Consider the following 21,312-nt stretch of genomic DNA (forward strand, 5'->3'; position numbering starts at 1 on the left):
TCGCCTACACGCCGACCACCAAACCCGCCAACCCGACCTTCACGCAGCCGCTTGACATAGGAGCAATGTGTCCCCGGCCGACACGCCGAGTCAAAAGCCGGTTTTGCGCACGCTCGCGTCGCTCGCGCACCGAGCGCTTAGCCCGAACCGTATGGCCGGGTGATGATCTCCAGAAAATGGCCGCTGGGGTCTTGGAAGTACACGCCGCGACCGCCATCGTTGCGGTTGATCTCGCCGGGCCGCTGGCCTCGGGGATCCGCCCAGTGCTGCAACCCGCGCGACTGGATCTTGCCGTAGATCGCGTCGAAGTCCTCTTCAGAAACCAGGAACGCGTAGTGCTGTGGATGGATCTCCGCGCCGTCGGGCACCTCGGAATAGTCGAGGTCGGCGCCGTGCTCGAGTCGGACGCTCAAAAAGTGTCCGAACGGTACCGGATCGGGCAGCCCGAACAATTCGGTGAGAAACGTCGCGGACTCCCGCTTGTCGCGGGCCGCGACGATGGTGTGGTTGAACGCAATCGGCATTTGCTTCTCCATATCTCCGCGAGCGTGCGTGTTTGTACGTCGACACGCCGTATCTGATGTCATTCTTCGCACGCTCGCGGAGGGTGTCGACTACTTCGGGGCGGTCAACTCCAAGGCGATGTTGTCCGGATCGCGGAACTCCAGGATGTACGACGGTCCGATGTCCTTGACCGGCTCGTGGGCGATACCCAAATCGTCGAGATGCTCAGCCGCAGCATCTAATTCGTCCTTGCTGGCGGCCCGGAAAGCGAGATGGTCCAAGCCGACGCGGTCCTCGTCAAAGCGGTCGTTCGCAACCGGGCGTAAACCGATCAACGCACCGCCCAAATCGTAGATGACGCCACCGAACAGGAACCCGAGCTGGTTGCGGGTCGCGGCCCCGGCGTTGTCGGGTACCTCGAGCAAAACAGGCCAACCGAACACACTCTCGTAGAACTGGCGGGATCGCTCGATATCGGTCACGGTGAGCCGAAGGTGTGCAATAGAGGTGGTGGTGATGCCCACCCGAGACATGCTGCCAGAATCACGGTCGTGCAGATAGCAATGACGATGCCGGTGATGGAGCCGAATTTGGATGCGGGCGTGCTCGCGGCCTGGGCGCAGGCGATCGACGAGGGCCCGTTCTCATCGCTGTGCTGGGGCGAGCGGATCGCGTTCGAAAACCCCGAAACGTTGACCCTGCTGGGTGCGCTGGCCGCGTGGACCGATCGAGCCCGGTTGGTGACGACGGTCATCGTGCCGCAGCTGCATGACCCGGTGATGCTGGCCAAGGCGCTGGCCACGGGGGACATGCTGTGCGGTGGCCGCCTAGTCGTCGGTATCGGGATAGGCGGCCGCCACGAGGATTATCAGGCGGTGGGCGCAGACGTGGCGACGCAAACGATGCGCGGCATGGCCGAGCGGGTGGCGATCATGAAGCGGGTGTGGGCCGGCGAGAAGATCACCGAGTCCGTGCTGCCCGTCGGACCCTCACCGGTGCAGCCAGGTGGGCCGCCGCTGCTGATCGGGAGCATCGGACCCAAGACCATCCGCAGCGCTTCCGCCTGGGCTGACGGTCTGGCCGGCACCACACTGGACCTCGACGCCAGAAAGCAGAACGAACTGTTCGACGTGGGACGGGCCGCCTGGGCCGAGGCCAACAAACCCGAACCCCACTTGACGACGTCGTTCTGGTTCGCACTCGGGTCCGGCTCGGAGGCGCGTGATCAGGTGCACCGGCACCTGCGCCGCTACATGAACTGGATACCGGCGGAGTACGTCGATGCGATGGCACCCGCGACGGGGTTCGCCGGTAGCGAGGAAGAACTGCTCGCGGTGCTGCGCAGCTTCGAGGCCATCGGCACCGACGAAATCCAACTCATCCCAACCAGTTCCGACCTCGACCAACTTCGGCGAGCCGCAGACGTGGCAGCTGCGCTTTAGGCGAGATTCGCGACTCGCGTCAAGACTGCGCAGCAAACCGCGATCTTGCGGCAAGCTGGACAGATGTGGGGTAAGAGCGCGGCCACCATCGTGCACGAGCGCTGCCCGTTCAACGCTGAAGCTGCGGCCGCCGAGCTGGCCAGAAGCGAGATCACCCCGCTGGATACGTTCTACTGTCGCAATCACGGCCCGATTCCCGACATCCCTGCCCAGTCCTGGCGTCTGAGTGTCGACGGACTCGTCGCCAAACCGCTGAGCTTGGGCTTCGAGGAGCTGACCAGCGCTTTCAAGGTCCACACAGTGGTTGCCACCCTGCAGTGCGCGGGCAACCGGCGCGCCGGGTTCAACGAGATCCGCCACGTTGCCGGTGAGGATCCGTGGGGCTCGGGCGCGACCTCGACGGCGGTATGGCGCGGCGTCGCGCTCGCAGACGTGCTCGACGCTGCCGCTGCCCGCCGTGACCGCGGCTTGCACGTCGCCTTCGCCGCTCCGGACAGGTCGCCGATAGCGTCGCCGGCTCAGGTTTTCGGTGGTTCGATTCCGTTGGACAAGGCCATGTCCGACGAAGTCCTGCTGGCATGGGAGATGAATGATCAGCCGCTGCCACGGATCCACGGCGGCCCGGTGCGGGTGGTCGTGCCGGGATACATCGGAGCTCGCAGCGTGAAGTGGATCGACAGCGTCACGGTGCAAGAGGCGCCGTCGCAGAACTATTTTCAGGCGGTCGCATACCGGCTGCTGCCCGCCGACCGCGACCCCGACAGCGCCGAACCGGGGGAAGGCATTTCGTTGTCGTCGGTGGTGCTGAATTGCGACATTCTGGCTCCCACCGATGGTGACCGAATTCCCGGCGGAGCGCTGACAGTTCATGGATACGCCTTCGCCGACGGTGATCACGGCATCGCCCGAGTTGACGTGTCGATCGATGAGGGCCGCAGCTGGCGCCAAGCCGACCTCAATCCGCCGGTGAGCCGATGGGCGTGGCAGCACTGGTCGGTGACCGTGACGGCGGGGCCGGGACCGTTGACGGTGATGGCCCGCGTGTGGGACGCGACGGGTGCGACCCACCCCGAATCGGCTGCGTCGCTCTGGAACCCGAAGGGTTACGCGAACAATTCCTGGCCCCGCGTCCACCTCGACATCACGTAATCGACACGCTGGTGTTGGCTCCAAACCGCCCTGCCTTAGTCGTGTCCTGCTCTACGGTCGGGTGTTATGAAAAAAGGTGAACAGCCCGACGAGGACAACCCGGAACACCAAAGTTTCAGCCAAATTCGCAACTACGAACTCGATCCGGAGGCAGTGACCAGCCGCGGGCTTCGCGACGCGCTGGCTGATCTGGGCGTGAAAGCCGGGCGCAACCCGCTCAAGCTACTCGTCGTCATGTTGGTCGCGATCCGTCACACCAGCACGGCGATCTTCGAACTGGAAAAGCAGATCATCGCGTTACGACGAGAGATTCGCGGACGCCAAGAGACTGACTCCGCCGCGCGGTGACGCTGCGCGTTGATATCTGCTGCACTTTCGCGTATTCGATGTCGCGGAGCCGGTGACCATAGCGGTCGCCACCAGCAGCTCAGTCCCGGTCAGGATTCTCCAGCAGCTCGCACCCGATGGTGTTGGCGAGTGGCGCTTCCTAGCGTGTCGGCCAGCATGTCCAACACGTCTGGCACGAGCCGGTAGTACGCCCACTTACCGCGCTGCTCCCGTTCGATCAGCCCGGCCTCGACGAGGATCTTCAAATGGTGCGACACGGTCGGCTGCGATAGACCCACGGGGTCGGTCAGCTCGCAGACACACGCCTCGGCGCCCTCATGCGCCGCGATCAGGGATACCAGGCGCAGCCGCGTCGGCTCGGCAAGCGCTTTGAGCACTGCGGCCAACCGTTCGGCGGCCGCACTGTCCAGCACCGCACCGGTGAGCGGGCTGCAGCACGCCGCCATGTCGGCGACGAGCGATGAATTCGCACTCGTGGGGGTAGCAGTGCGTGCCATGCGCCGATTCTGCCATACCCATTGACAACCATCGATGAATGCGCCACCCTCATCACATCGACAAACATCGATGTGAAGGAGAATGGAAATGGCGACCGACGGCGCGGAACTCCGCGAGCAAGTACGGGAGCGCTACGCCGCCGCCGCGACGGCGGTGAGCACCGGCGCCACGAACAACGACGTGCTGACTGCGGAGAGCTGTTGCGCGTCGGGCGGCTCGGCGGACCTCAACGACACTTTCGGCGCCGGCTTATACAGCGCTGGTGAACATTCCGAGTTACCCGCCGAGGTTGTTGCAGCGAGCCTAGGTTGTGGCAACCCGACCGCGGTCGCTGAGCTTCACCAGGGCGAACGTGTCCTTGATTTGGGCTCTGGGGGTGGAATCGACGTTCTGCTCTCGGCGCAGCGCGTCGGGCCGGACGGGTTCGCCTACGGCGTCGATATGACCGACGAGATGCTGGCCCTTGCCGAAGCGAACAAAGCGAAAGCCGGCGTCACCAACGTCGAATTCCGCAAGGGCACCATCGAGGACATTCCGTTGCCTGACGCTGCCGTCGACGTAGTGATCTCCAATTGCGTTATCAACTTGTCGGTGGATAAAGCGGCCGTGCTCGCCGAAATGTTCCGGGTCCTGGTTTCCGGTGGCCGGATCGGGATTTCCGACGTTGTCGCGGAGGACCATCTGACTCGACCCGAGCGCGCCGAGCGCGGCTCCTACTTCGGCTGCATCGCCGGAGCCCTGTCCAAGCAGGAGTACCTCGACGGCCTCGCCGCGGCCGGATTCACCGATGCCTCAGTCACTTTCACTCACCAAGTCGCCGACGGAATGCACGCCGCGATCATTCGCGCCACCAAGTCCGTCAAATCGTCTGGCGAGTGACCGCGTCAGGTTGATTCGAACCGTGAAACACCTCTGACCTGCGACGACGATAGTGCCCCCGGCAGGATTCGAACCTGCGGCCTTCTGCTCCGGAGGCAGACGCTCTATCCCCTGAGCTACGGGGGCGCACGCGTGACATGCTGCGCCGTGGGGCTCCGACAGACTAACCCATCAAAGCGGCTGACCGACGACCGGAGCGATTCGGGGCCCAGGCACCCCAGCCAATAGGATGGACCCTCGTGACCCCCGCCGACCTGGCCCAGTTGCTCAAGGCCACCGCTACCGCGGTGCTGGCCGAGCACGGGCTCGATGCTGCCGCGTTGCCCGACGCAGTGACGGTTGAGCGGCCGCGTAACCCCGAGCACGGCGACTACGCCAGCAACCTGGCGTTGCAACTCGCCAAGAAGGTCGGCGCCAACCCCCGTGAGCTCGCCGGCTGGCTCGCCGATGCGCTCAAGCAACAAGACGGCATCGCCTCGGCCGAGGTAGCCGGACCCGGCTTCATCAATCTGCGCTTGGACGCCTCGGCGCAGGGCGTCATCGTCAACAACGTCATCGACGCCGGCGCGGCCTACGGCCACTCCGACACCCAGGCCACCCACCGCGTCAACCTGGAGTTCGTCTCGGCCAACCCCACCGGACCCATCCACATCGGTGGCACCCGCTGGGCCGCCGTCGGCGACGCCCTGGGCCGGTTGCTGACCACGCAGGGCGCCCACGTCACCCGTGAGTACTACTTCAACGACCACGGCGCACAGATCGACCGGTTCACCAACTCGCTGATCGCCGCAGCCAAGGGAGAGCCGACGCCCGAGGACGGCTACGCGGGCAGCTACATCAACGACATCGCCGCCCAGGTGCTTGAAAAAGCCCCCGGCGCGCTCAGCCAAGCAGAAGCCCAACAGCACGAAACCTTCCGGGCGATCGGCGTCGATTTGATGTTCACCCACATCAAGGAGTCGCTGCACGACTTCGGCACCGACTTCGACGTCTACACCCACGAAGAGTCGATGCACAGCAGCGGCCGCGTCGCCCAAGCCATCGACAAACTCCGCGCTAACGGCAACATCTACGAGAAGGACGGCGCAACATGGTTGCGCACCAGCGCATTTGGTGACGACAAGGATCGCGTTGTCATCAAAAGCGACGGTCGGCCCGCCTACATCGCCGGCGACCTTGCCTACTACTTGGACAAGCGGCAGCGCGGTTTCGACTTGTGCATCTACATGCTCGGCGCCGACCACCACGGCTACATCTCCCGGCTGAAGGCCGCCGCGGCGGCGTTCGGCGACGATCCGGCCGCCGTCGAAGTCCTCATCGGCCAGATGGTCAACCTCGTCCGCGACGGCCAGCCTGTGAAGATGAGCAAGCGCGCCGGCACCGTGATCACCCTCGACGACTTGGTGGAGGCCATCGGCGTCGACGCCGCGCGCTACAGCCTGATCCGGTCCTCGGTCGATACCCCGATCGATATCGACCTGGCGCTGTGGTCGTCGGCGTCCAACGAAAACCCGGTCTATTACGTGCAATACGCGCATGCTCGGCTCTCCGCGTTGGCTCGCAACGCCGCCGAACTGGGCCTGATCCCCGGCACCGGCCACCTCGAGCTGCTCACTCACGACAAAGAAGGCACACTGATCCGCAGCCTCGGCGAATTCCCGCGGGTGCTGAAAACCGCGGCCGCACTACGGGAACCGCACCGGGTGTGCCGCTACCTGGAAGACCTCGCCGGCGACTACCACCGCTTTTACGACTCGTGCCGGGTGTTGCCGCAAGGCGACGAGGAACCCACCGATCTGCACACCGCACGGCTCGCGCTGTGTCAGGCCACCCGCCAGGTCATCGCCAACGGTTTGGCCATCCTGGGTGTCAGCGCTCCGGAGCGAATGTGAACGCGCATCCGGCCGGCCCGAGGCACGCCGAAGAAAGCCATCACGCCAGCGCGCCGCCGCAGCCGCAATCCGCACAGGAGATGCTGCAGCTGGCGTCGAATGTGTGGCCGCGCAACGCAGTTCGCAGCGACGACGGCGTAGTCAGTCTCGCTGGGACGAAAGTGACCGAGCTGGCACGCGAATACGGCACACCGCTATTCATCATCGACGAAGACGACTTCCGGTCCCGGTGCCAAGAGATCGCGGCCGCATTCGGCGGCGGAGCCAACGTGCACTACGCCGCCAAGGCGTTCCTGTGCACCGAGGTCGCACGCTGGATCAACGAAGAGGGACTGTCGCTCGACGTGTGCACTGGCGGAGAGCTGGCCGTCGCATTGCATGCCAATTTCCCCGCTGAGCGGATCGCCCTGCACGGCAACAACAAATCGGTGGCCGAGTTGACCGCGGCGGTCAAGGCCGGAATCGGCCATGTCGTGCTGGACTCGATGACCGAGATCGAGCGCCTCGACGCGATCGCCGGTGAGGCCGGTGTCGTTCAGGACGTTCTGGTCCGGGTCACCGTCGGCGTCGAGGCCCACACCCACGAATTCATCTCCACGGCACACGAGGACCAGAAGTTCGGCCTCTCACTGGCCAACGGTGCGGCGATGGCCGCGGTGCGCCGGGTCTTTGCCGCCGATCACCTCAGGCTTGTCGGCCTGCACAGTCACATCGGGTCGCAAATCTTCGACGTCGGCGGGTTCGAGCTGGCCGCGCACCGCGTCATCGGGCTGCTGCGCGACGTGGTGGCTGAGTTCGGCGTCGACAAGACCACGCAGATGTCCATCGTCGATCTTGGTGGTGGACTGGGTATCTCGTATCTCCCGCCCGACGATCCGCCGCCGATACAAGATCTGGCCGCCAAGCTCAGTACCATCGTGCACCACGAATCGGCGGCGGTCGGCTTGCCCGCACCGCGGCTCATCGTCGAACCGGGACGTGCCATCGCCGGGCCGGGAACCATTACCCTCTACGAGGTCGGCACCGTCAAGAACGTCGATGTGAGCGCGACTGCGCACCGCTGTTACGTCAGCGTCGACGGCGGCATGAGCGACAACATCCGCACCTCTCTCTACGGGGCCGAGTACGACGTCCGGCTGGTCTCCCGCGCCAGCGACGCCCCGCCGACACTGGCCCGCGTCGTCGGAAAGCATTGTGAGAGTGGAGATATCGTCGTCCGCGACACCTGGGTGCCTGCCGACTTGCGGCCAGGTGACCTGGTGGCCGTCGCAGCGACCGGCGCGTATTGCTATTCGCTGTCGAGTCGCTACAACCTGATTGGCCGTCCCGCGGTTGTGGCGGTGCGCGACGGGCAAGCTCGGCTGATTCTGCGCCGCGAGACGGTCGACGATCTACTGTGTCTGGAGGTGAGTCGTGAGCGGAGTTGAAACGCCAGTCGGGGTAGCGGTACTGGGACTGGGAAACGTCGGCAGCGAAGTCGTCCGGATCATCGAAGACAGTGCCGAGGACCTCGCGGCCCGGATCGGCGCGCCGCTGGTGCTGCGCGGTATTGGCGTGCGACGGGTCGCCGCCGACCGGGGTGTGCCGGTCGAGTTGCTCACCGACAATGTCGAAGAACTGGTCTCGCGTGAAGACGTCGACATCGTCATCGAACTGATGGGGCCGGTCGAACCGGCCCGTAAGGCGATCCTGACCGCGCTCGAGCGTGGCAAGTCTGTCGTCACCGCCAACAAGGCCCTGCTGTCGACCTCCACCGGGGAGTTGGCGCAGGCGGCCGAAAGCGCCAACGTGGACCTGTATTTCGAGGCGGCGGTGGCCGGTGCGATCCCGGTCATCCGCCCGCTGACCCAGTCGCTGGCCGGCGACACCGTGCAACGGGTGGCCGGCATCGTCAACGGCACCACCAACTACATCCTCTCCGAGATGGATTCGACCGGTGCCGATTACGCGAGTGCTCTGTCCGACGCGAGCGCGCTGGGCTATGCCGAGGCCGACCCCACCGCCGACGTCGAAGGCTACGACGCCGCCGCCAAGGCCGCGATCTTGGCGTCGATCGCCTTCCACACCCGCGTTACCGCCGATGACGTCTACCGTGAAGGCATCACCAAGATCACCCCGGACGACTTCGCGGCCGCACGGGCCCTGGGCTGCACCATCAAGCTGTTGTCGATCTGCGAACGCGTTACTCCCCCGGGCGAAAAGCAACGGGTATCCGCACGGGTGTATCCAGCGCTGGTGCCGTTCGAGCATCCGCTGGCCACGGTCAACGGAGCATTCAACGCCGTCGTCGTGGAAGCCGAAGCCGCCGGGCGGCTGATGTTCTACGGTCAGGGCGCCGGCGGGACGCCGACGGCGTCGGCGGTGACCGGCGACTTGGTGATGGCCGCGCGCAACCGGGTAATGCGCAGCCGCGGCCCGCGTGAGTCCCGCTATGCCCAGCTGCCGATCGCCCCGATGGGCCTCATCTCGACTCGCTATTACGTCAGGATGAACGTCACCGACGAGCCGGGCGTACTCTCGTCCGTCGCAGCTGAGTTCGCCAAACGCGAAGTCAGTATCGCCGAGGTCCGCCAGGAAGGCGTCGTCGACGACGACGGCCAGCGGGTTGGAGCACGCGTCGTGGTCGTGACCCACTGGGCCAACGACAGCGCATTGTCGGAAACTGTCGCCGCACTGGCCGATCTGGATGCAGTCCAGGCCGTGGCCAGCGTGCTGCGACTGGAAGGAACCAGCGCATGAGTCCCACGAGCACCGCCAAAACCGGTACGCACCGGCCCTGGCCGGGCGTGATTGCCGCCTACCGCGACCGCTTGCCGGTCGGCGATGACTGGACGCCCGTCACGTTGCTCGAGGGCGGCACCCCGTTGATCCACGCGACCACGCTGTCCGAGCAGACCGGCTGCACAGTGCATTTGAAGGTCGAGGGCCTCAACCCAACCGGTTCGTTCAAAGACCGCGGCATGACGATGGCGGTCACCGATGCGGTGGCCCGCGGCCAGCAGGCCGTGCTGTGCGCGTCGACCGGCAACACCTCGGCCTCGGCGGCCGCATACGCTGCGCGCGCGGGCATCACCTGTGCGGTGTTGATACCGCAGGGCAAAATCGCGATGGGCAAGCTGGCTCAGGCGGTGATGCACGGCGCCAAGATCATTCAAATCGACGGCAACTTCGACGACTGTCTGGAACTTGCCCGCAAGATGGCGGCAGACTTCCCGACGATCTCCTTGGTCAACTCTGTCAACCCGGTACGCATCGAAGGACAGAAAACGGCCGCCTTCGAAATCGTCGATGCGTTGGGCAGCGCGCCGGACGTACACGCGCTCCCCGTCGGCAACGCGGGCAACATCACCGCGTATTGGAAGGGCTACAACGAATACCACCGCCAGGGCATCACCGATAAACTGCCGCGAATGTTGGGCACCCAGGCGGCCGGCGCGGCGCCGCTGGTGTTGGGGGAGCCGGTGCGTCACCCGGACACCATCGCGACGGCGATCCGGATCGGCTCGCCCGCGTCGTGGTCCTCGGCCGTCGAGGCGCAACAACAATCCAACGGACGCTTCCTGGCCGCCACCGATGACGAGATTCTGGCGGCCTATCACCTGGTGGCGCGCGCCGAAGGGATCTTCGTCGAACCCGCGTCTGCTGCCAGCATCGCCGGACTGCTCAAATCCATCGAGGACGGCTGGGTGTCGCGTGGATCGACGGTGGTATGTACCGTGACCGGCAATGGCCTCAAGGATCCGGACACCGCGCTGAAGGACATGCCGAGCGTCTCGGCCGTGCCGGTGGACCCGGTGGCCGTGGTCGCGAAGTTGGGACTCGCATGACACAAATGCTGCCGGCCGGGCTGCTGGCAACCGCCACCGTTGCGGCGTCCAGCGCCAACCTTGGCCCGGGCTTCGACAGCATCGGCTTGGCGTTGAGTGTCTACGACGAAATCATCGTCGAGACAACGGATTCCGGCGTTCAGATTGAGGTCGAGGGCCAAGATGCCGACCAGCTTCCCCGGGACGCGCATCACCTGGTGGTCCGAGCCATCCGGTGCGGACTGCGGGCGGCGGGCGTCAGCGCGCCCGGCTTGGTCGTGCGGTGCCGCAACGTCATTCCACACTCGCGGGGTCTCGGTTCATCGGCGGCGGCCGTGGTCGGCGGCCTAGCATCGGTTAATGGCCTTCTGGCGCAAGCGGATTCGACGCCGCTAAGCCAGGATCAGCTCATCCAACTGGCGTCGGAATTCGAAGGTCATCCCGACAACGCGGCGGCCTCGGTGCTAGGTGGCGCAGTGGTGTCGTGGATCGACCGCAGCTGCAACCCGCCGGGCTTCGCGGCGGTACGGCTGCGACTCCACCCCGACATCCACCTGTTTCCCGCGATTCCCGAAGATCGCTCCTCCACCGCCGAGACGCGGATGTTGCTTCCCACGCAGGTCAGCCACGATGACGCCCGCTTCAACATCAGCCGCGCAGCACTGTTGGTAGTCGCGCTGACGGAGCGGCCCGATCTGCTGATGCTGGCCACTGAGGATGTGCTGCACCAGCCGCAGCGGGCCCCCGCGATGTCGACCTCAGCGGAATACCTACGCTTATTGCGGCGTTGTGGTATTCCAGCCGTGCTTTCCGGTGCCGGACCTGCGGTGATCGCGTTGAGCACGGAGCCGGAGTTGCCCGCTGAGGCCCTCGAATATGGCCTCGTCAACGGGTTCGCTGTCAGCGAGATGACCGTCGGCGACGGAGTTCGCTGGAGCGCCGGCGTTGCCGCCTCCAATTGACCCCAACAGGCCAGAGCGGAGTTTCTTGCTTCCGACCACAAAGCGGGTTATCCTCGGAGCCGTCCAGCCAATCGCAGCATCTGCATCTGCATCAATACTGGATTGCGGCTAGGACAACCACCAATTCTTCTCATGGACGATGGTTCGCCATATATACCGCCGATCGTGGTGATCACCGTTGCAGAGTCGATGGTTGGCAGCACTCGGCGATTTGGCTGAATGCTACGAACCCCTCGCGTGATCTGATCAGCGAGGGAAAGAAAGGAAATCCGTGACTGATACGGACCTCATCACGGCTGGCGACAGCACTGACGACCAGAAGCTGTCGAATTCCGTGACCACAAACACTCCCGCCGCCTCAGACGAAGCCACGTCGGCGGTGGATGCCAAAAAAGAGTCGGACGGTTCACTGTCGACGATGGTGCTGCCCGAACTGCGTGCACTGGCCAATCGGGTCGGTGTCAAAGGCACCTCCGGGATGCGCAAGAACGAACTGATTGCCGCGATCCGGGAAAGCCGCGGGCACACCAACGGTGCGCCGGACAGCGATAGCGGCAAATCCGACGACAACTCGATCGACTCAACCGCAGCCTCCACTGAGTCCGAGGCACCGCGCCGGGAACGCCGCGGCGCATCACGCCAAGCGGGATCACCCGCCAACGACGCGCCCGAGCAACAGAGCGACAAATCCGAGCAGGACGACGCCGACAAGCGCGGACGTGATCAACAGAGCACCAAAGCCGACGAGCGCGAATCGGATAAAGCCGGCGAGCAAGGCCAGCGAGACGGCGGCGGGCAGCAGAACCGCGGCAGCGACGACGACGGCGACGGGCGCCAGGGCCGACGGGGCCGCCGGTTCCGGGAACGGCGGCGTCGTGGCGAACGCTCGGGCGACGGGGCCGAAGCCGAACTGCGCGAGGACGACGTCGTCCAGCCGGTGGCCGGCATCCTCGACGTGCTCGACAACTACGCGTTCGTGCGCACGTCCGGCTATCTGGCCGGTCCGCACGACGTCTACGTCTCGATGAATATGGTGCGCAAGAACGGTTTACGGCGCGGCGACGCGGTGACCGGCGCTGTGCGGCTACCCAAGGACGGCGAACAACCCAACCAACGGCAGAAGTTCAACCCGTTGGTCCGGTTGGACAGCGTCAACGGCGGGCCGGTCGAGGACGCCAAGAAGCGCCCCGATTTCTCCAAGTTGACCCCGTTGTATCCCAACCAGCGGCTTCGTCTGGAAACCACCCCCGAACGGCTGACCACTCGGGTGATCGATTTGATCATGCCGATCGGTAAAGGCCAGCGCGCGCTGATCGTGTCGCCGCCCAAGGCCGGTAAAACCACGATCCTGCAGGACATCGCGAATGCGATCACCAAGAACAATCCGGAATGCCACCTGATGGTCGTGCTCGTCGACGAGCGACCTGAGGAGGTCACCGACATGACGCGTTCGGTCAAGGGGGAGGTCATTGCCTCCACCTTCGACCGGCCGCCGTCAGACCACACGTCGGTGGCCGAGTTGGCGATTGAGCGCGCCAAGCGGCTCGTGGAGCAGGGCAAGGACGTCGTCGTGCTGCTCGACTCGATCACCCGCCTCGGCCGCGCCTACAACAACGCGTCTCCGGCATCGGGCCGCATCCTCTCCGGTGGTGTCGACTCCACGGCGCTGTATCCGCCGAAGCGTTTCCTCGGCGCGGCCCGCAACATCGAAGAAGGCGGATCGCTGACGATCATCGCCACCGCGATGGTGGAGACCGGATCCACTGGTGACACAGTCATTTTCGAGGAGTTCAAGGGCACCGGTAACGCCGAACTCAAGCTGGACCGCAAGATCTCTGAACGACGGGTGTTCCCGGCAGTCGACGTGAACCCGTCGGGTACGCGCAAAGACGAACTGCTGCTGTCGCCCGACGAATTCGGAATTGTGCACAAGCTACGCCGCGTGCTCTCGGGGCTGGATTCCCACCAGGCCATCGACTTGTTGATGTCGCAGCTGCGCAAGACCAAGACCAACTACGAGTTCCTGGTGCAGGTGTCGAAGACGACGCCCGGAATGGACAACGACTAACCGGACGTAGCACATCAACGCGGGCGAAGCGCATCGCCGTACCGCCCAGCAATCGACGCCGCGTCGGTAATGTGCGAATCCGTGGCGGACACTCTTCAGCAACTGCTTCGCGAACGGGTTGCCGACGACGCTCCCGCGGTGAAATACGGCGACCGGGTGTGGACCTGGCGTGAACATCTGGCGGATGCCTCGGCGGCCGCCGCCGCGCTGATCGGCATCGCCGATCCCGAGCGACCGCTGCACGTCGGTGCATTGCTGGGCAACACCCCGGAGATGCTCACTGCCATGGCGGCCGCCGCGCTGGGCGGTTACGTGTTGTGCGGCATCAACGACACCCGCCGCGGTGACGCCCTGACCAGAGACATCCTGCGCGCCGATTGCCAGATACTGCTCACCGATGCCGCACACCGCCCACTGCTCGACGGTCTGGACCTGCCCGGAGTGCGGGTGCTGGACACCTCGAGCAGCGACTGGTCGGCGGTTCGGGGCGCGGCCGACACCCTGACCCCTTATCGGGAGGTCGCGCCGACCGACACCTTCATGATGATCTTCACCTCGGGGACCAGCGGCGAACCCAAGGCGGTACAGGTCATGCATCTGACCGTGCTGTTCGCCGGCGCGTCGCTGATCGAGCGGTTCGGGGTCGACGCTTCCGGCGTCTGCTATCTGTCGATGCCGCTGTTCCACTCCAACGCGTTACTGGCCGGCTGGAGCGTGGCAACCGGCTCCGGTGCGGCGATGGTGCCCGCCACCTTTTCGGCATCCGGTTTGCTGCCCGACCTTCGCCGGTACGGCGTGACCTACATGAACTACGTCGGCAAGCCACTGGCCTACGTGCTGGCCACGCCCGAGCAACCCGACGATCACGACAACCCGCTTCGCGTCGCATTCGGCAACGAGGCCAGCGATCGCGACATCGCCGAGTTCAGCCGCCGCTTCGATTGCACGGTGTGGGACGGCTTCGGCTCCACCGAGGGCGCCATCATCATCATCCGCGAGGACGGGTGCCCGCCCGGTTCGCTGGGCCGCGGCTTTCCGGGCGTCGCCATCTACAACCCCGACACCCACAGCGAATGCCCGGTGGCCACCTTCGACGACGACGGCGCCCTGACCAACGCCGAAGAAGCGGTCGGCGAACTGGTGAACACGTCCGGCGCCGGGCTATTCGCCGGCTATTACAACGACCCCGATGCCACCGACGCGCGGCTGCGGCACGGCATGTTCTGGTCGGGTGACCTGGCCTACCGCGACGAACAGGGCTGGATCTACTTCGCCGGGCGCAGCGGGGAGTGGCTGCGCGTCGACGGCGAGAACATGACCACGGCGCCCATCGAGCGCATCCTGCAACGGGTGCCGGCCATCAGCCAGGTCGCGGTGTATGGCGTCCCCGACGAGCAGGTCGGCGACCAGGTAATGGCCGCGGTGGTGCTCGCCGACAACGCCGAGTTGACGCCCGAGGAGTTCGGCGTGTTTCTGGCCGACCAACCCGATTTGTCGCCCAAAGCGTGGCCGCGTTACGTCTGGATCACCGATAGCCTGCCCAGCACGGCGACCAACAAGATCCTCAAACGGGAGCTGCGGGCGCGCGGCGCCGCGCCGGAAGGCGGGCAGCTGTGGGCCCGGATCGGACGCGGCAACGCCTATGCCGTCCTGGACCGCCGAGGCGATTGCCAGGTCAGCGCCGGTTGACCCGACCGGCGCCCGGGAATGCGCAGGACCATCCCTGCGTTTGGGATGAGGGTGGCTGACCTGGCATAATCAACCGCCGACACCTCAGGTTCCGGTTCACGTCCCATCGCCGATGTGATGCGGGCGACCCGGCGGCCGACGATCGAAGAGGAAATCATGAAATCTGACATTCATCCCGCATACGGCGAGACCACCGTGGTCTGCGGTTGCGGCAACACGTTCCAGACCCGCAGCACCAAGGAAAGCGGCCGCATCGTGGTCGAGGTCTGCTCGCAGTGCCACCCGTTCTACACGGGCAAGCAGAAGATCCTGGACAGCGGCGGCCGGGTGGCTCGCTTCGAGAAGCGCTACGGCAAGCGCAAAGCCGGCGCCGAAAAGGAAGCCAAGTCCGAGCAGGCTGAAGCCGACAAGTAGCACCGACGCCCGAACCTGTCGCGGAACCCGCACAGGTCGGGCGTCGTTTTGTGTTCGGGTCGGCGGCATCGCGGAAAGGGGCCAGCATGACGCAAAGCGTCCAAGCCATCGATGCACTGCTGGCCGAACACGCCGACCTCGAACGTCGGCTGGCCGACCCCGAACTGCACAGCAACCCCGCCGATGCCCGCAAAGTCGGTCGACGGTTTGCGCAGTTGGCGCCGATCGTGGCGACTCACCGCAAGCTGGAAACAGTGCGCGGCGACTTAGAGACCGCCCGGGAGCTGGCGGCTTCCGACGAGTCGTTCGCCGCTGAAATCACTGACCTGGAAGCCCGGGCGGCCGAACTGGAAACCCAATTCGCCGACATGCTGGCGCCGCGCGACCCGCACGACGCCGACGACATCGTGCTCGAGGTCAAATCGGGGGAGGGCGGCGAAGAATCCGCCCTCTTCGCCGCCGACCTGGCCCGGATGTACATCCGCTACGCCGAACGGCACGGCTGGACGGTGACCGTGCTGGACGAAACCACGTCGGATCTGGGCGGCTACAAAGACGCCACCTTAACCATTGCCAGCAAGGGCGACTCCGCCGACGGCGTGTGGTCGCGGATGAAGTTCGAGGGCGGAGTGCACCGGGTACAACGGGTTCCGGTGACCGAATCCCAAGGACGCGTTCACACTTCGGCAGCCGGGGTATTGGTGTATCCGGAACCCGAGGAAGTCGGCGAGGTGCAGATCGACGAATCGGACCTGCGGATCGACGTCTACCGCTCGTCCGGCAAGGGTGGCCAAGGTGTCAACACCACCGACTCCGCGGTGCGAATCACCCACTTGCCCACCGGCATCGTGGTCACCTGCCAAAACGAGCGGTCCCAGCTGCAGAACAAGGCCCGCGCCCTGCAGGTCCTCGCGGCCCGCCTCCAGGCGATGCGCGAGGAACAGGCATTGGCCGACGCATCGGCCGACCGGGCCAGTCAGATCCGCACGGTGGACCGCAGCGAGCGGATCCGCACCTATAACTTCCCGGAGAACCGGGTCACCGACCATCGAATCGGTTTCAAGGCACACAATCTCGACCAGGTTCTCGACGGTGACCTCGACGCGTTGTTCGACGCGCTGAGCGCTGCTGACCGTCAGGCCCGGTTGCAACAGTCATGACGACTCCTCTGCGGCGTGCGATCGACTCCGCTGCCGTTGCGTTAGCACAGGCCGGAATCGATTCTGCGCGTTACGATGCCGAACAGTTGGCCGCACATGTGGTAGGTAGCGAGCGGGGGCGGCTATCGCTGCTCGAGGCGCCCGACGACGATTTCTTCACCCGTTACGACGCGATCATCGCCGAGCGTTCGCGCCGGGTGCCGCTGCAGCACCTCGTCGGAAGCGTGGACTTCGGACCGGTAACTCTTCGTGTCGGCCCTGGCGTGTTCGTCCCGCGGCCCGAAACCGAAGCTCTATTGGAATGGGCTATCGCACAACGTCTTCCCGCCAAACCGATCATCGTCGACATCTGTACCGGATCGGGAGCATTGGCCGTCGCCCTGTCGCGGTACTGGCCGACGGCTCGGGTGCTGGGAATCGACGACACCGATACGGCACTCGAATACGCGCGGCTGAACTCCACGGGCACCGCGGTTGAACTCGTGCGCGCCGACGTCACCGTCCCGGGCCTGCTTCCAGAGCTCGACGGCCAGGTCGATCTCGTCGTCGCCAACCCGCCCTATGTTCCCGACGGCACACCAGTGGAACCTGAGATTTCTCAACATGATCCGGCACACGCGGTGTTCGGTGGCCCGGATGGCATGACGGTGATCTCCGCGGTCGTCGGTCTTGCCGCACGATGGCTGCGTCCGGGCGGTCTGTTCGCGGTCGAACACGACGACACCACCTCACGCCAAACTGCCCAACTGCTGTCCGACACAACTCTTTTCGACGATGTCGTAGCACAACAGGATCTGGCAGGCCGACCGAGGTTTGTGACCGCGCGCAAAAGGAGCGGCGCATGAGCGAGCTCTTCGACTGCTCCGATCCAGACCAGCGTTCCCGCGGAATCGCGGCAGCGGCCGGGGCAGTGAAAAACGGCCGGTTGGTGGTGTTGCCGACCGACACCGTGTACGGGATCGGCGCTGACGCGTTCGACGGAGCAGCGGTGGCCGCGCTGCTTTCGGCCAAGCGCCGCGGACGCGATATGCCGGTGCCGGTGCTGGTCGGTTCCTGGAACACCATCGACGGCCTGGCCCTGACCGTTCCACAGAACGTGCGGACGCTGATCCGCGCGTTTTGGCCCGGCGCGCTGAGCCTGGTCATTCAGCAGGCCCCGTCGCTGCAGTGGGATCTCGGTGACGCCCGGGGCACCGTCATGCTGCGGATGCCGCTGCATCCGGTGGCGATCGAATTACTGCGCGAGGTCGGGCCGATGGCGGTGTCCAGCGCCAACGTCTCCGGCAGCCCTCCCGCCGTCGACGCCGACGACGCCCGTCGCCAGCTCGGAGATCTCGTCGAGATCTATCTCGACGCCGGCACATCCGCCCAGCAGGCGGCCTCGACGATCCTGGACCTCACGGCGCCCACACCGCGCATCGTGCGTCCGGGGCCGGTCACCGCCGAGGCTATCGCCGCGGTGCTCGAGATCGATGCGAGCAGCTTGACGGGCTAATCTGCTCGGGCTATTGCGTGGAGTACGGTCTTGCGAATGTCTAGCGACGTGGACAGCCTTGCCGGCGGTCTGCTCGCCCTGTCCGATCGCGGCGCCGGAGTCCCGCTGCGCGAGCTGGTTCTGGTGGGTCTGACCGCCGCGATCATCACCTACTTCGCGACCGGACCAGTACGCCTGCTGGCCACTCGGTTCGGCGCGGTCGCCTACCCGCGCGAACGCGACGTGCACGTGACGCCGACACCACGGATGGGTGGGTTGGCAATGTACCTCGGCGTCCTGGCCGCCGTCTTCCTCGCGTCGCAGCTTCCCGCGCTGACCCGTGGCTTCGTCTACTCGTCGGGCATGCCCGCTGTGCTGGTCGCCGGCGCGGTGATCGTGGGCATCGGCCTGATCGACGACCGCTGGGGCCTGGACGCGCTGACGAAGTTCGCCGGGCAGATCACCGCGGCCAGTGTGCTGGTCACCATGGGAGTGGCCTGGAGCGTGCTGTACATCCCGCTCGGCGGGGTCGGCACCATCGTGCTAGACCAGGTCTCCTCGATCCTGCTCACGCTGGCATTGACCGTATCTGTCGTCAACGCAATGAATTTCGTCGACGGCCTGGACGGTCTGGCAGCTGGATTGGGACTGATCACCGCGCTGGCGTTCTGCATGTTTTCGGTCGGGATGCTGCGCGACCACGGCGGTGACGTGCTGTTCTACCCGCCAGCGGTGATCTCGGTGGTACTCGCCGGGGCCTGTTTGGGTTTTCTGCCGCACAACTTCCACCGGGCCCGGATCTTCATGGGCGATTCCGGATCCATGCTGATCGGCCTGATGCTGGCCGCGGCGTCGACGACCGCTGCCGGCCCGATCTCGCAGAATGCGTATGGCGCCCGCGATGTGTTTGCTCTGCTGTCGCCATTCCTGTTGGTGGTGGCCGTGATGTTCGTGCCGGCGCTGGACATGCTGTTGGCGATCATCCGGCGTGCCCGGGCCGGAATGAGCCCATTTAGTCCCGACAAAATGCACCTGCACCATCGGCTGCTGCAGATCGGTCACTCGCATCGTCGGGTGGTGCTGCTGATCTACCTGTGGGTGGGCATCGTCGCGTTTGGCACGGCAAGCACGATTTTCTTCGACCCGCGCGACACCGGAGCGGTGATGCTGGGGGCGATTGCGATCGCGACGATCGCGACGTTGATTCCGCTTTTACGCCGCCGCGACGACGTCTACGACGAGGAGTAGTAGAGTCACCGCCGATGTGGTACGGTGCAGCTAGAACCCGAAGAAACCTCGCGGGTTGCCGGCCACCCGGCCGTCGGACTCACGTCTGATCGGCCGTTGTAAGACCGACATGGGGAGCTATTCCTTGGGTGACTCGAGCGTGCTGATTGCCCTCCGATACGCTCAACGGGCCACGCAACATTCAACCAGGCAACGCCCCCCACGCGACGACCGAGCGAGGACTGAGGTGCAGCAGTGACAACGCCAGCGCAGGACGCGCCGTTGGTGTTTCCGTCTGTTGCATTCCGGCCGGTTCGGCTACTCATAGTGTGCGTTGCGCTGACCGCCGTGGCGATCGCCGCCGCCGCTTCACTTGGCCACCTGATGGTCGGTGTGTTCTTCGGGATCGGCCTCTTGATGGGTTTGCTCAACGCACTCGGCGTGCGGCGTTCGGTCGCGGTGATCACCGCCGACGCGCACCCGCTCAAGTCGAAGATGGCGGTCAATTCGGCGGGCCGATTGTTGGTGATCTCCGTGATCGGGCTGGTCATCGCCTTCATCTTCAAGCCCGAGGGACTCGGTGTGGTGTTCGGGCTTGCGCTTTTCCAGGTGTTACTAGTACTGAGCACCGCACTGCCGGTTTGGAAAAAGCTACGCACGGGAACCGCCGACCTGGGGCTGGACGGTGCCGGAACTGAGGGGAGGCGAGACGGCGATGACTAGGGCGCTGCTGGCCGAGGCTGCAATCGAAGTCGGTGAGCATCACAAAGCCGACTGGTTCGGGCTGACCGTCAACACGGACACAATCTTGTCGAGTGCGATCGCCGCGGTGATCGTGATCGCGCTGGCGTTCTTCCTGCGCGCCAAAGTCACCTCGAGCGGAGTGCCGGGTGGAGTCCAACTGTTTTTCGAGGCGATCACCATCGGTATGCGCAACCAGATCGAGAGCGCGATCGGCATGCGGATCGCGCCGTTCGTATTGCCGCTGGCCGTGACGATCTTCGTTTACATCCTGATTTCGAACTGGCTGTCGGTGCTTCCTCTGCAGTACAAGGATGAGCACGGGCATGCCAGCGAGTTGCTTTCGTCAGCGGCCGCCGACATCAACTACGTTCTGGCGCTGGCGTTGTTCGTCTTCATCTGCTACCACGCGGCCGGTTTCTGGCGCCGCGGCATCCTGGGGCATCCGTTCAGAGTGCTTAAGGGCCACGTCGCGTTCATGGCCCCGTTCAACTTGGTGGAAGAGGTCGCTAAGCCGGTCTCGTTGTCGCTCCGGCTTTTCGGCAACATCTTCGCCGGCGGGATTCTGGTGGCGCTGATCGCGCTGTTCCCGCCGTTTGTCATGTGGGCCCCCAACGCAGTGTGGAAGGCGTTCGATTTGTTCGTCGGGTTGATCCAGGCGTTCATCTTCGCGCTGCTGACTATCTTGTACTTCGCCCAGGCGATGGAGTTGGAAGAACACGACTAACAGGGCCGGCTCGCCGAGCGCAGGACCACGACAGAAAACTGGTAGACCGCTACCAGCCAGCAAGGAGGGTATGGAATGGCAGGAGTAGATCCGCAAATCGCGATGGGTGCGCTCATCGGCGGCGGACTGATCTTGGGCGGCGGCGCCGTTGGTGCCGCTATCGGTGACGGCATCGCCGGTAACGCGCTGATCTCCGGCGTTGCTCGGCAACCCGAGGCACAGGGCCGGTTGTTCACGCCGTTCTTCATCACCGTCGGTCTGGTGGAGGCCATGTACTTCATCAACCTGGCGTTCATGGCGCTGTTCGTCTTTGCCAACCCCCTCGCCTGATC

At 65.1% G+C, this 21,312-nt stretch carries 22 protein-coding genes and 1 tRNA gene; 19 read left to right on the top strand and 4 right to left on the bottom strand.

From position 1 onward, the window contains the following. Window positions 1–137: 137 nt before the first annotated feature. Window positions 138–524 (bottom strand): VOC family protein, encoded by a 387-nt coding sequence (locus A5707_RS10450; RefSeq protein ID WP_065014447.1) that lies wholly within the window; start codon window positions 522–524, stop codon window positions 138–140. A 90-nt stretch (window positions 525–614) separates the two neighbouring features. Beyond that, on the bottom strand, window positions 615–1,028 hold the full coding sequence (locus A5707_RS10455; RefSeq protein ID WP_156657763.1) for a VOC family protein: 414 nt from the start codon (window positions 1,026–1,028) through the stop codon (window positions 615–617). Window positions 1,029–1,067: 39 nt separating this feature from the next. Here A5707_RS10455 and A5707_RS10460 point away from each other — a divergent pair, with 39 nt between their 5' ends. From A5707_RS10460 to A5707_RS10470, 3 genes are all read left to right on the top strand, one after another. After that, window positions 1,068–1,946 carry an LLM class flavin-dependent oxidoreductase gene (locus tag A5707_RS10460; RefSeq protein WP_065014421.1) on the top strand — a complete coding sequence of 293 codons (879 nt, stop codon included), beginning with the start codon at window positions 1,068–1,070 and terminating at the stop codon, window positions 1,944–1,946. Window positions 1,947–2,009: 63 nt separating this feature from the next. Further along, entirely contained in the window at window positions 2,010–3,095 is a 1,086-nt protein-coding gene (locus tag A5707_RS10465) for a sulfite oxidase (protein WP_065014422.1), read from the top strand. Between the two features lie 66 nt (window positions 3,096–3,161). Continuing rightward, a complete protein-coding gene (locus A5707_RS10470) occupies window positions 3,162–3,443 on the top strand; it encodes a hypothetical protein (RefSeq protein ID WP_065014423.1) in 282 nt (93 codons plus the stop codon). An 89-nt stretch (window positions 3,444–3,532) separates the two neighbouring features. On the opposite strand, the gene A5707_RS10475 is transcribed toward A5707_RS10470, so the two are convergent. Next, entirely contained in the window at window positions 3,533–3,940 is a 408-nt protein-coding gene (locus A5707_RS10475) for an ArsR/SmtB family transcription factor (RefSeq protein ID WP_065014424.1), read from the bottom strand. 88 nt (window positions 3,941–4,028) lie between these two features. Here A5707_RS10475 and arsM point away from each other — a divergent pair, with 88 nt between their 5' ends. Continuing rightward, a complete protein-coding gene (arsM, locus tag A5707_RS10480) occupies window positions 4,029–4,820 on the top strand; it encodes an arsenite methyltransferase (RefSeq protein WP_065014448.1) in 792 nt (263 codons plus the stop codon). A gap of 53 nt (window positions 4,821–4,873) precedes the next feature. Here the strand turns inward: arsM and A5707_RS10485 are convergent. Continuing rightward, window positions 4,874–4,946 (bottom strand) — tRNA-Arg (locus tag A5707_RS10485). Window positions 4,947–5,059: 113 nt separating this feature from the next. Between A5707_RS10485 and argS the strand changes: the two genes are divergently transcribed. The 15 genes from argS to A5707_RS10560 all read left to right on the top strand — a co-directional run bounded on the left by argS (window position 5,060) and on the right by A5707_RS10560 (window position 21,310). Continuing rightward, on the top strand, window positions 5,060–6,712 hold the full coding sequence (gene argS, locus A5707_RS10490; protein WP_065014425.1) for an arginine--tRNA ligase: 1,653 nt from the start codon (window positions 5,060–5,062) through the stop codon (window positions 6,710–6,712). Between the two features lie 80 nt (window positions 6,713–6,792). Beyond that, window positions 6,793–8,139, top strand: a complete 1,347-nt coding sequence (lysA, locus tag A5707_RS10495; protein ID WP_197495302.1) for a diaminopimelate decarboxylase — start codon at window positions 6,793–6,795, stop codon at window positions 8,137–8,139. Continuing rightward, window positions 8,126–9,451, top strand: coding sequence for a homoserine dehydrogenase (locus A5707_RS10500; RefSeq protein ID WP_065014427.1), 1,326 nt, complete (start codon window positions 8,126–8,128; stop codon window positions 9,449–9,451). The genes lysA and A5707_RS10500 overlap by 14 nt, the downstream gene beginning before the upstream one ends. Continuing rightward, window positions 9,448–10,539, top strand: coding sequence for a threonine synthase (gene thrC, locus A5707_RS10505; RefSeq protein ID WP_065014428.1), 1,092 nt, complete (start codon window positions 9,448–9,450; stop codon window positions 10,537–10,539). The genes A5707_RS10500 and thrC overlap by 4 nt, the downstream gene beginning before the upstream one ends. Beyond that, window positions 10,536–11,480, top strand: a complete 945-nt coding sequence (thrB, locus tag A5707_RS10510; RefSeq protein WP_065014429.1) for a homoserine kinase — start codon at window positions 10,536–10,538, stop codon at window positions 11,478–11,480. The genes thrC and thrB overlap by 4 nt, the downstream gene beginning before the upstream one ends. Window positions 11,481–11,814: 334 nt before the next feature. Further along, the gene (rho, locus tag A5707_RS10515) at window positions 11,815–13,548 is read left to right on the top strand and encodes a transcription termination factor Rho (RefSeq protein ID WP_419866413.1); all 1,734 of its coding nucleotides are present in this window, start codon (window positions 11,815–11,817) and stop codon (window positions 13,546–13,548) included. Between the two features lie 81 nt (window positions 13,549–13,629). Further along, complete coding sequence (gene fadD1, locus A5707_RS10520; RefSeq protein ID WP_065014449.1) at window positions 13,630–15,237, top strand: fatty-acid--CoA ligase FadD1; 1,608 nt, start codon at window positions 13,630–13,632, stop codon at window positions 15,235–15,237. Window positions 15,238–15,393: 156 nt separating this feature from the next. Beyond that, a complete protein-coding gene (rpmE, locus tag A5707_RS10525) occupies window positions 15,394–15,651 on the top strand; it encodes a 50S ribosomal protein L31 (RefSeq protein WP_065014450.1) in 258 nt (85 codons plus the stop codon). 86 nt (window positions 15,652–15,737) lie between these two features. Then, window positions 15,738–16,811: a peptide chain release factor 1 gene (prfA, locus tag A5707_RS10530; RefSeq protein WP_065014431.1), complete on the top strand. Its 1,074-nt coding sequence runs from the start codon at window positions 15,738–15,740 to the stop codon at window positions 16,809–16,811. Further along, entirely contained in the window at window positions 16,808–17,656 is an 849-nt protein-coding gene (gene prmC, locus A5707_RS10535; protein ID WP_065014432.1) for a peptide chain release factor N(5)-glutamine methyltransferase, read from the top strand. Before prfA ends, prmC begins: the two co-directional genes overlap by 4 nt. Continuing rightward, window positions 17,653–18,306 carry an L-threonylcarbamoyladenylate synthase gene (locus tag A5707_RS10540; RefSeq protein ID WP_065014433.1) on the top strand — a complete coding sequence of 218 codons (654 nt, stop codon included), beginning with the start codon at window positions 17,653–17,655 and terminating at the stop codon, window positions 18,304–18,306. Before prmC ends, A5707_RS10540 begins: the two co-directional genes overlap by 4 nt. 36 nt (window positions 18,307–18,342) lie before the next feature. Next, window positions 18,343–19,533, top strand: coding sequence for a glycosyltransferase family 4 protein (locus A5707_RS10545; RefSeq protein ID WP_065014434.1), 1,191 nt, complete (start codon window positions 18,343–18,345; stop codon window positions 19,531–19,533). Window positions 19,534–19,767: 234 nt separating this feature from the next. Beyond that, complete coding sequence (locus A5707_RS10550) at window positions 19,768–20,235, top strand: hypothetical protein (RefSeq protein ID WP_065014435.1); 468 nt, start codon at window positions 19,768–19,770, stop codon at window positions 20,233–20,235. Next, window positions 20,228–20,980 carry a F0F1 ATP synthase subunit A gene (atpB, locus tag A5707_RS10555; RefSeq protein ID WP_065014436.1) on the top strand — a complete coding sequence of 251 codons (753 nt, stop codon included), beginning with the start codon at window positions 20,228–20,230 and terminating at the stop codon, window positions 20,978–20,980. Before A5707_RS10550 ends, atpB begins: the two co-directional genes overlap by 8 nt. 75 nt (window positions 20,981–21,055) lie before the next feature. After that, the gene (locus tag A5707_RS10560; protein ID WP_065014437.1) at window positions 21,056–21,310 is read left to right on the top strand and encodes a F0F1 ATP synthase subunit C; all 255 of its coding nucleotides are present in this window, start codon (window positions 21,056–21,058) and stop codon (window positions 21,308–21,310) included. Window positions 21,311–21,312 lie beyond the last annotated feature (2 nt).

This window comes from Mycobacterium kyorinense, from assembly GCF_001672775.1.
Classification (GTDB): domain Bacteria; phylum Actinomycetota; class Actinomycetes; order Mycobacteriales; family Mycobacteriaceae; genus Mycobacterium; species Mycobacterium kyorinense_A.

What these genes read in the sequence shown, in the direction of transcription:
- A5707_RS10560 (WP_065014437.1), top strand. Translation starts at nt 21,056, where the DNA reads ATGGCAGGAGTAGATCCGCAAATCGCGATGGGTGCGCTCATCGGCGGC.
- arsM (WP_065014448.1), top strand. Translation starts at nt 4,029, where the DNA reads ATGGCGACCGACGGCGCGGAACTCCGCGAGCAAGTACGGGAGCGCTAC.
- lysA (WP_197495302.1), top strand. Translation starts at nt 6,793, where the DNA reads ATGCTGCAGCTGGCGTCGAATGTGTGGCCGCGCAACGCAGTTCGCAGC.
- A5707_RS10450 (WP_065014447.1), bottom strand. Translation starts at nt 524, where the DNA reads ATGCCGATTGCGTTCAACCACACCATCGTCGCGGCCCGCGACAAGCGG.
- A5707_RS10475 (WP_065014424.1), bottom strand. Translation starts at nt 3,940, where the DNA reads ATGGCACGCACTGCTACCCCCACGAGTGCGAATTCATCGCTCGTCGCC.
- atpB (WP_065014436.1), top strand. Translation starts at nt 20,228, where the DNA reads ATGACTAGGGCGCTGCTGGCCGAGGCTGCAATCGAAGTCGGTGAGCAT.
- prmC (WP_065014432.1), top strand. Translation starts at nt 16,808, where the DNA reads ATGACGACTCCTCTGCGGCGTGCGATCGACTCCGCTGCCGTTGCGTTA.
- A5707_RS10470 (WP_065014423.1), top strand. Translation starts at nt 3,162, where the DNA reads ATGAAAAAAGGTGAACAGCCCGACGAGGACAACCCGGAACACCAAAGT.
- A5707_RS10540 (WP_065014433.1), top strand. Translation starts at nt 17,653, where the DNA reads ATGAGCGAGCTCTTCGACTGCTCCGATCCAGACCAGCGTTCCCGCGGA.
- rpmE (WP_065014450.1), top strand. Translation starts at nt 15,394, where the DNA reads ATGAAATCTGACATTCATCCCGCATACGGCGAGACCACCGTGGTCTGC.
- thrB (WP_065014429.1), top strand. Translation starts at nt 10,536, where the DNA reads ATGACACAAATGCTGCCGGCCGGGCTGCTGGCAACCGCCACCGTTGCG.
- A5707_RS10460 (WP_065014421.1), top strand. Translation starts at nt 1,068, where the DNA reads ATGACGATGCCGGTGATGGAGCCGAATTTGGATGCGGGCGTGCTCGCG.
- thrC (WP_065014428.1), top strand. Translation starts at nt 9,448, where the DNA reads ATGAGTCCCACGAGCACCGCCAAAACCGGTACGCACCGGCCCTGGCCG.
- A5707_RS10545 (WP_065014434.1), top strand. Translation starts at nt 18,343, where the DNA reads ATGTCTAGCGACGTGGACAGCCTTGCCGGCGGTCTGCTCGCCCTGTCC.
- prfA (WP_065014431.1), top strand. Translation starts at nt 15,738, where the DNA reads ATGACGCAAAGCGTCCAAGCCATCGATGCACTGCTGGCCGAACACGCC.
- A5707_RS10465 (WP_065014422.1), top strand. Translation starts at nt 2,010, where the DNA reads ATGTGGGGTAAGAGCGCGGCCACCATCGTGCACGAGCGCTGCCCGTTC.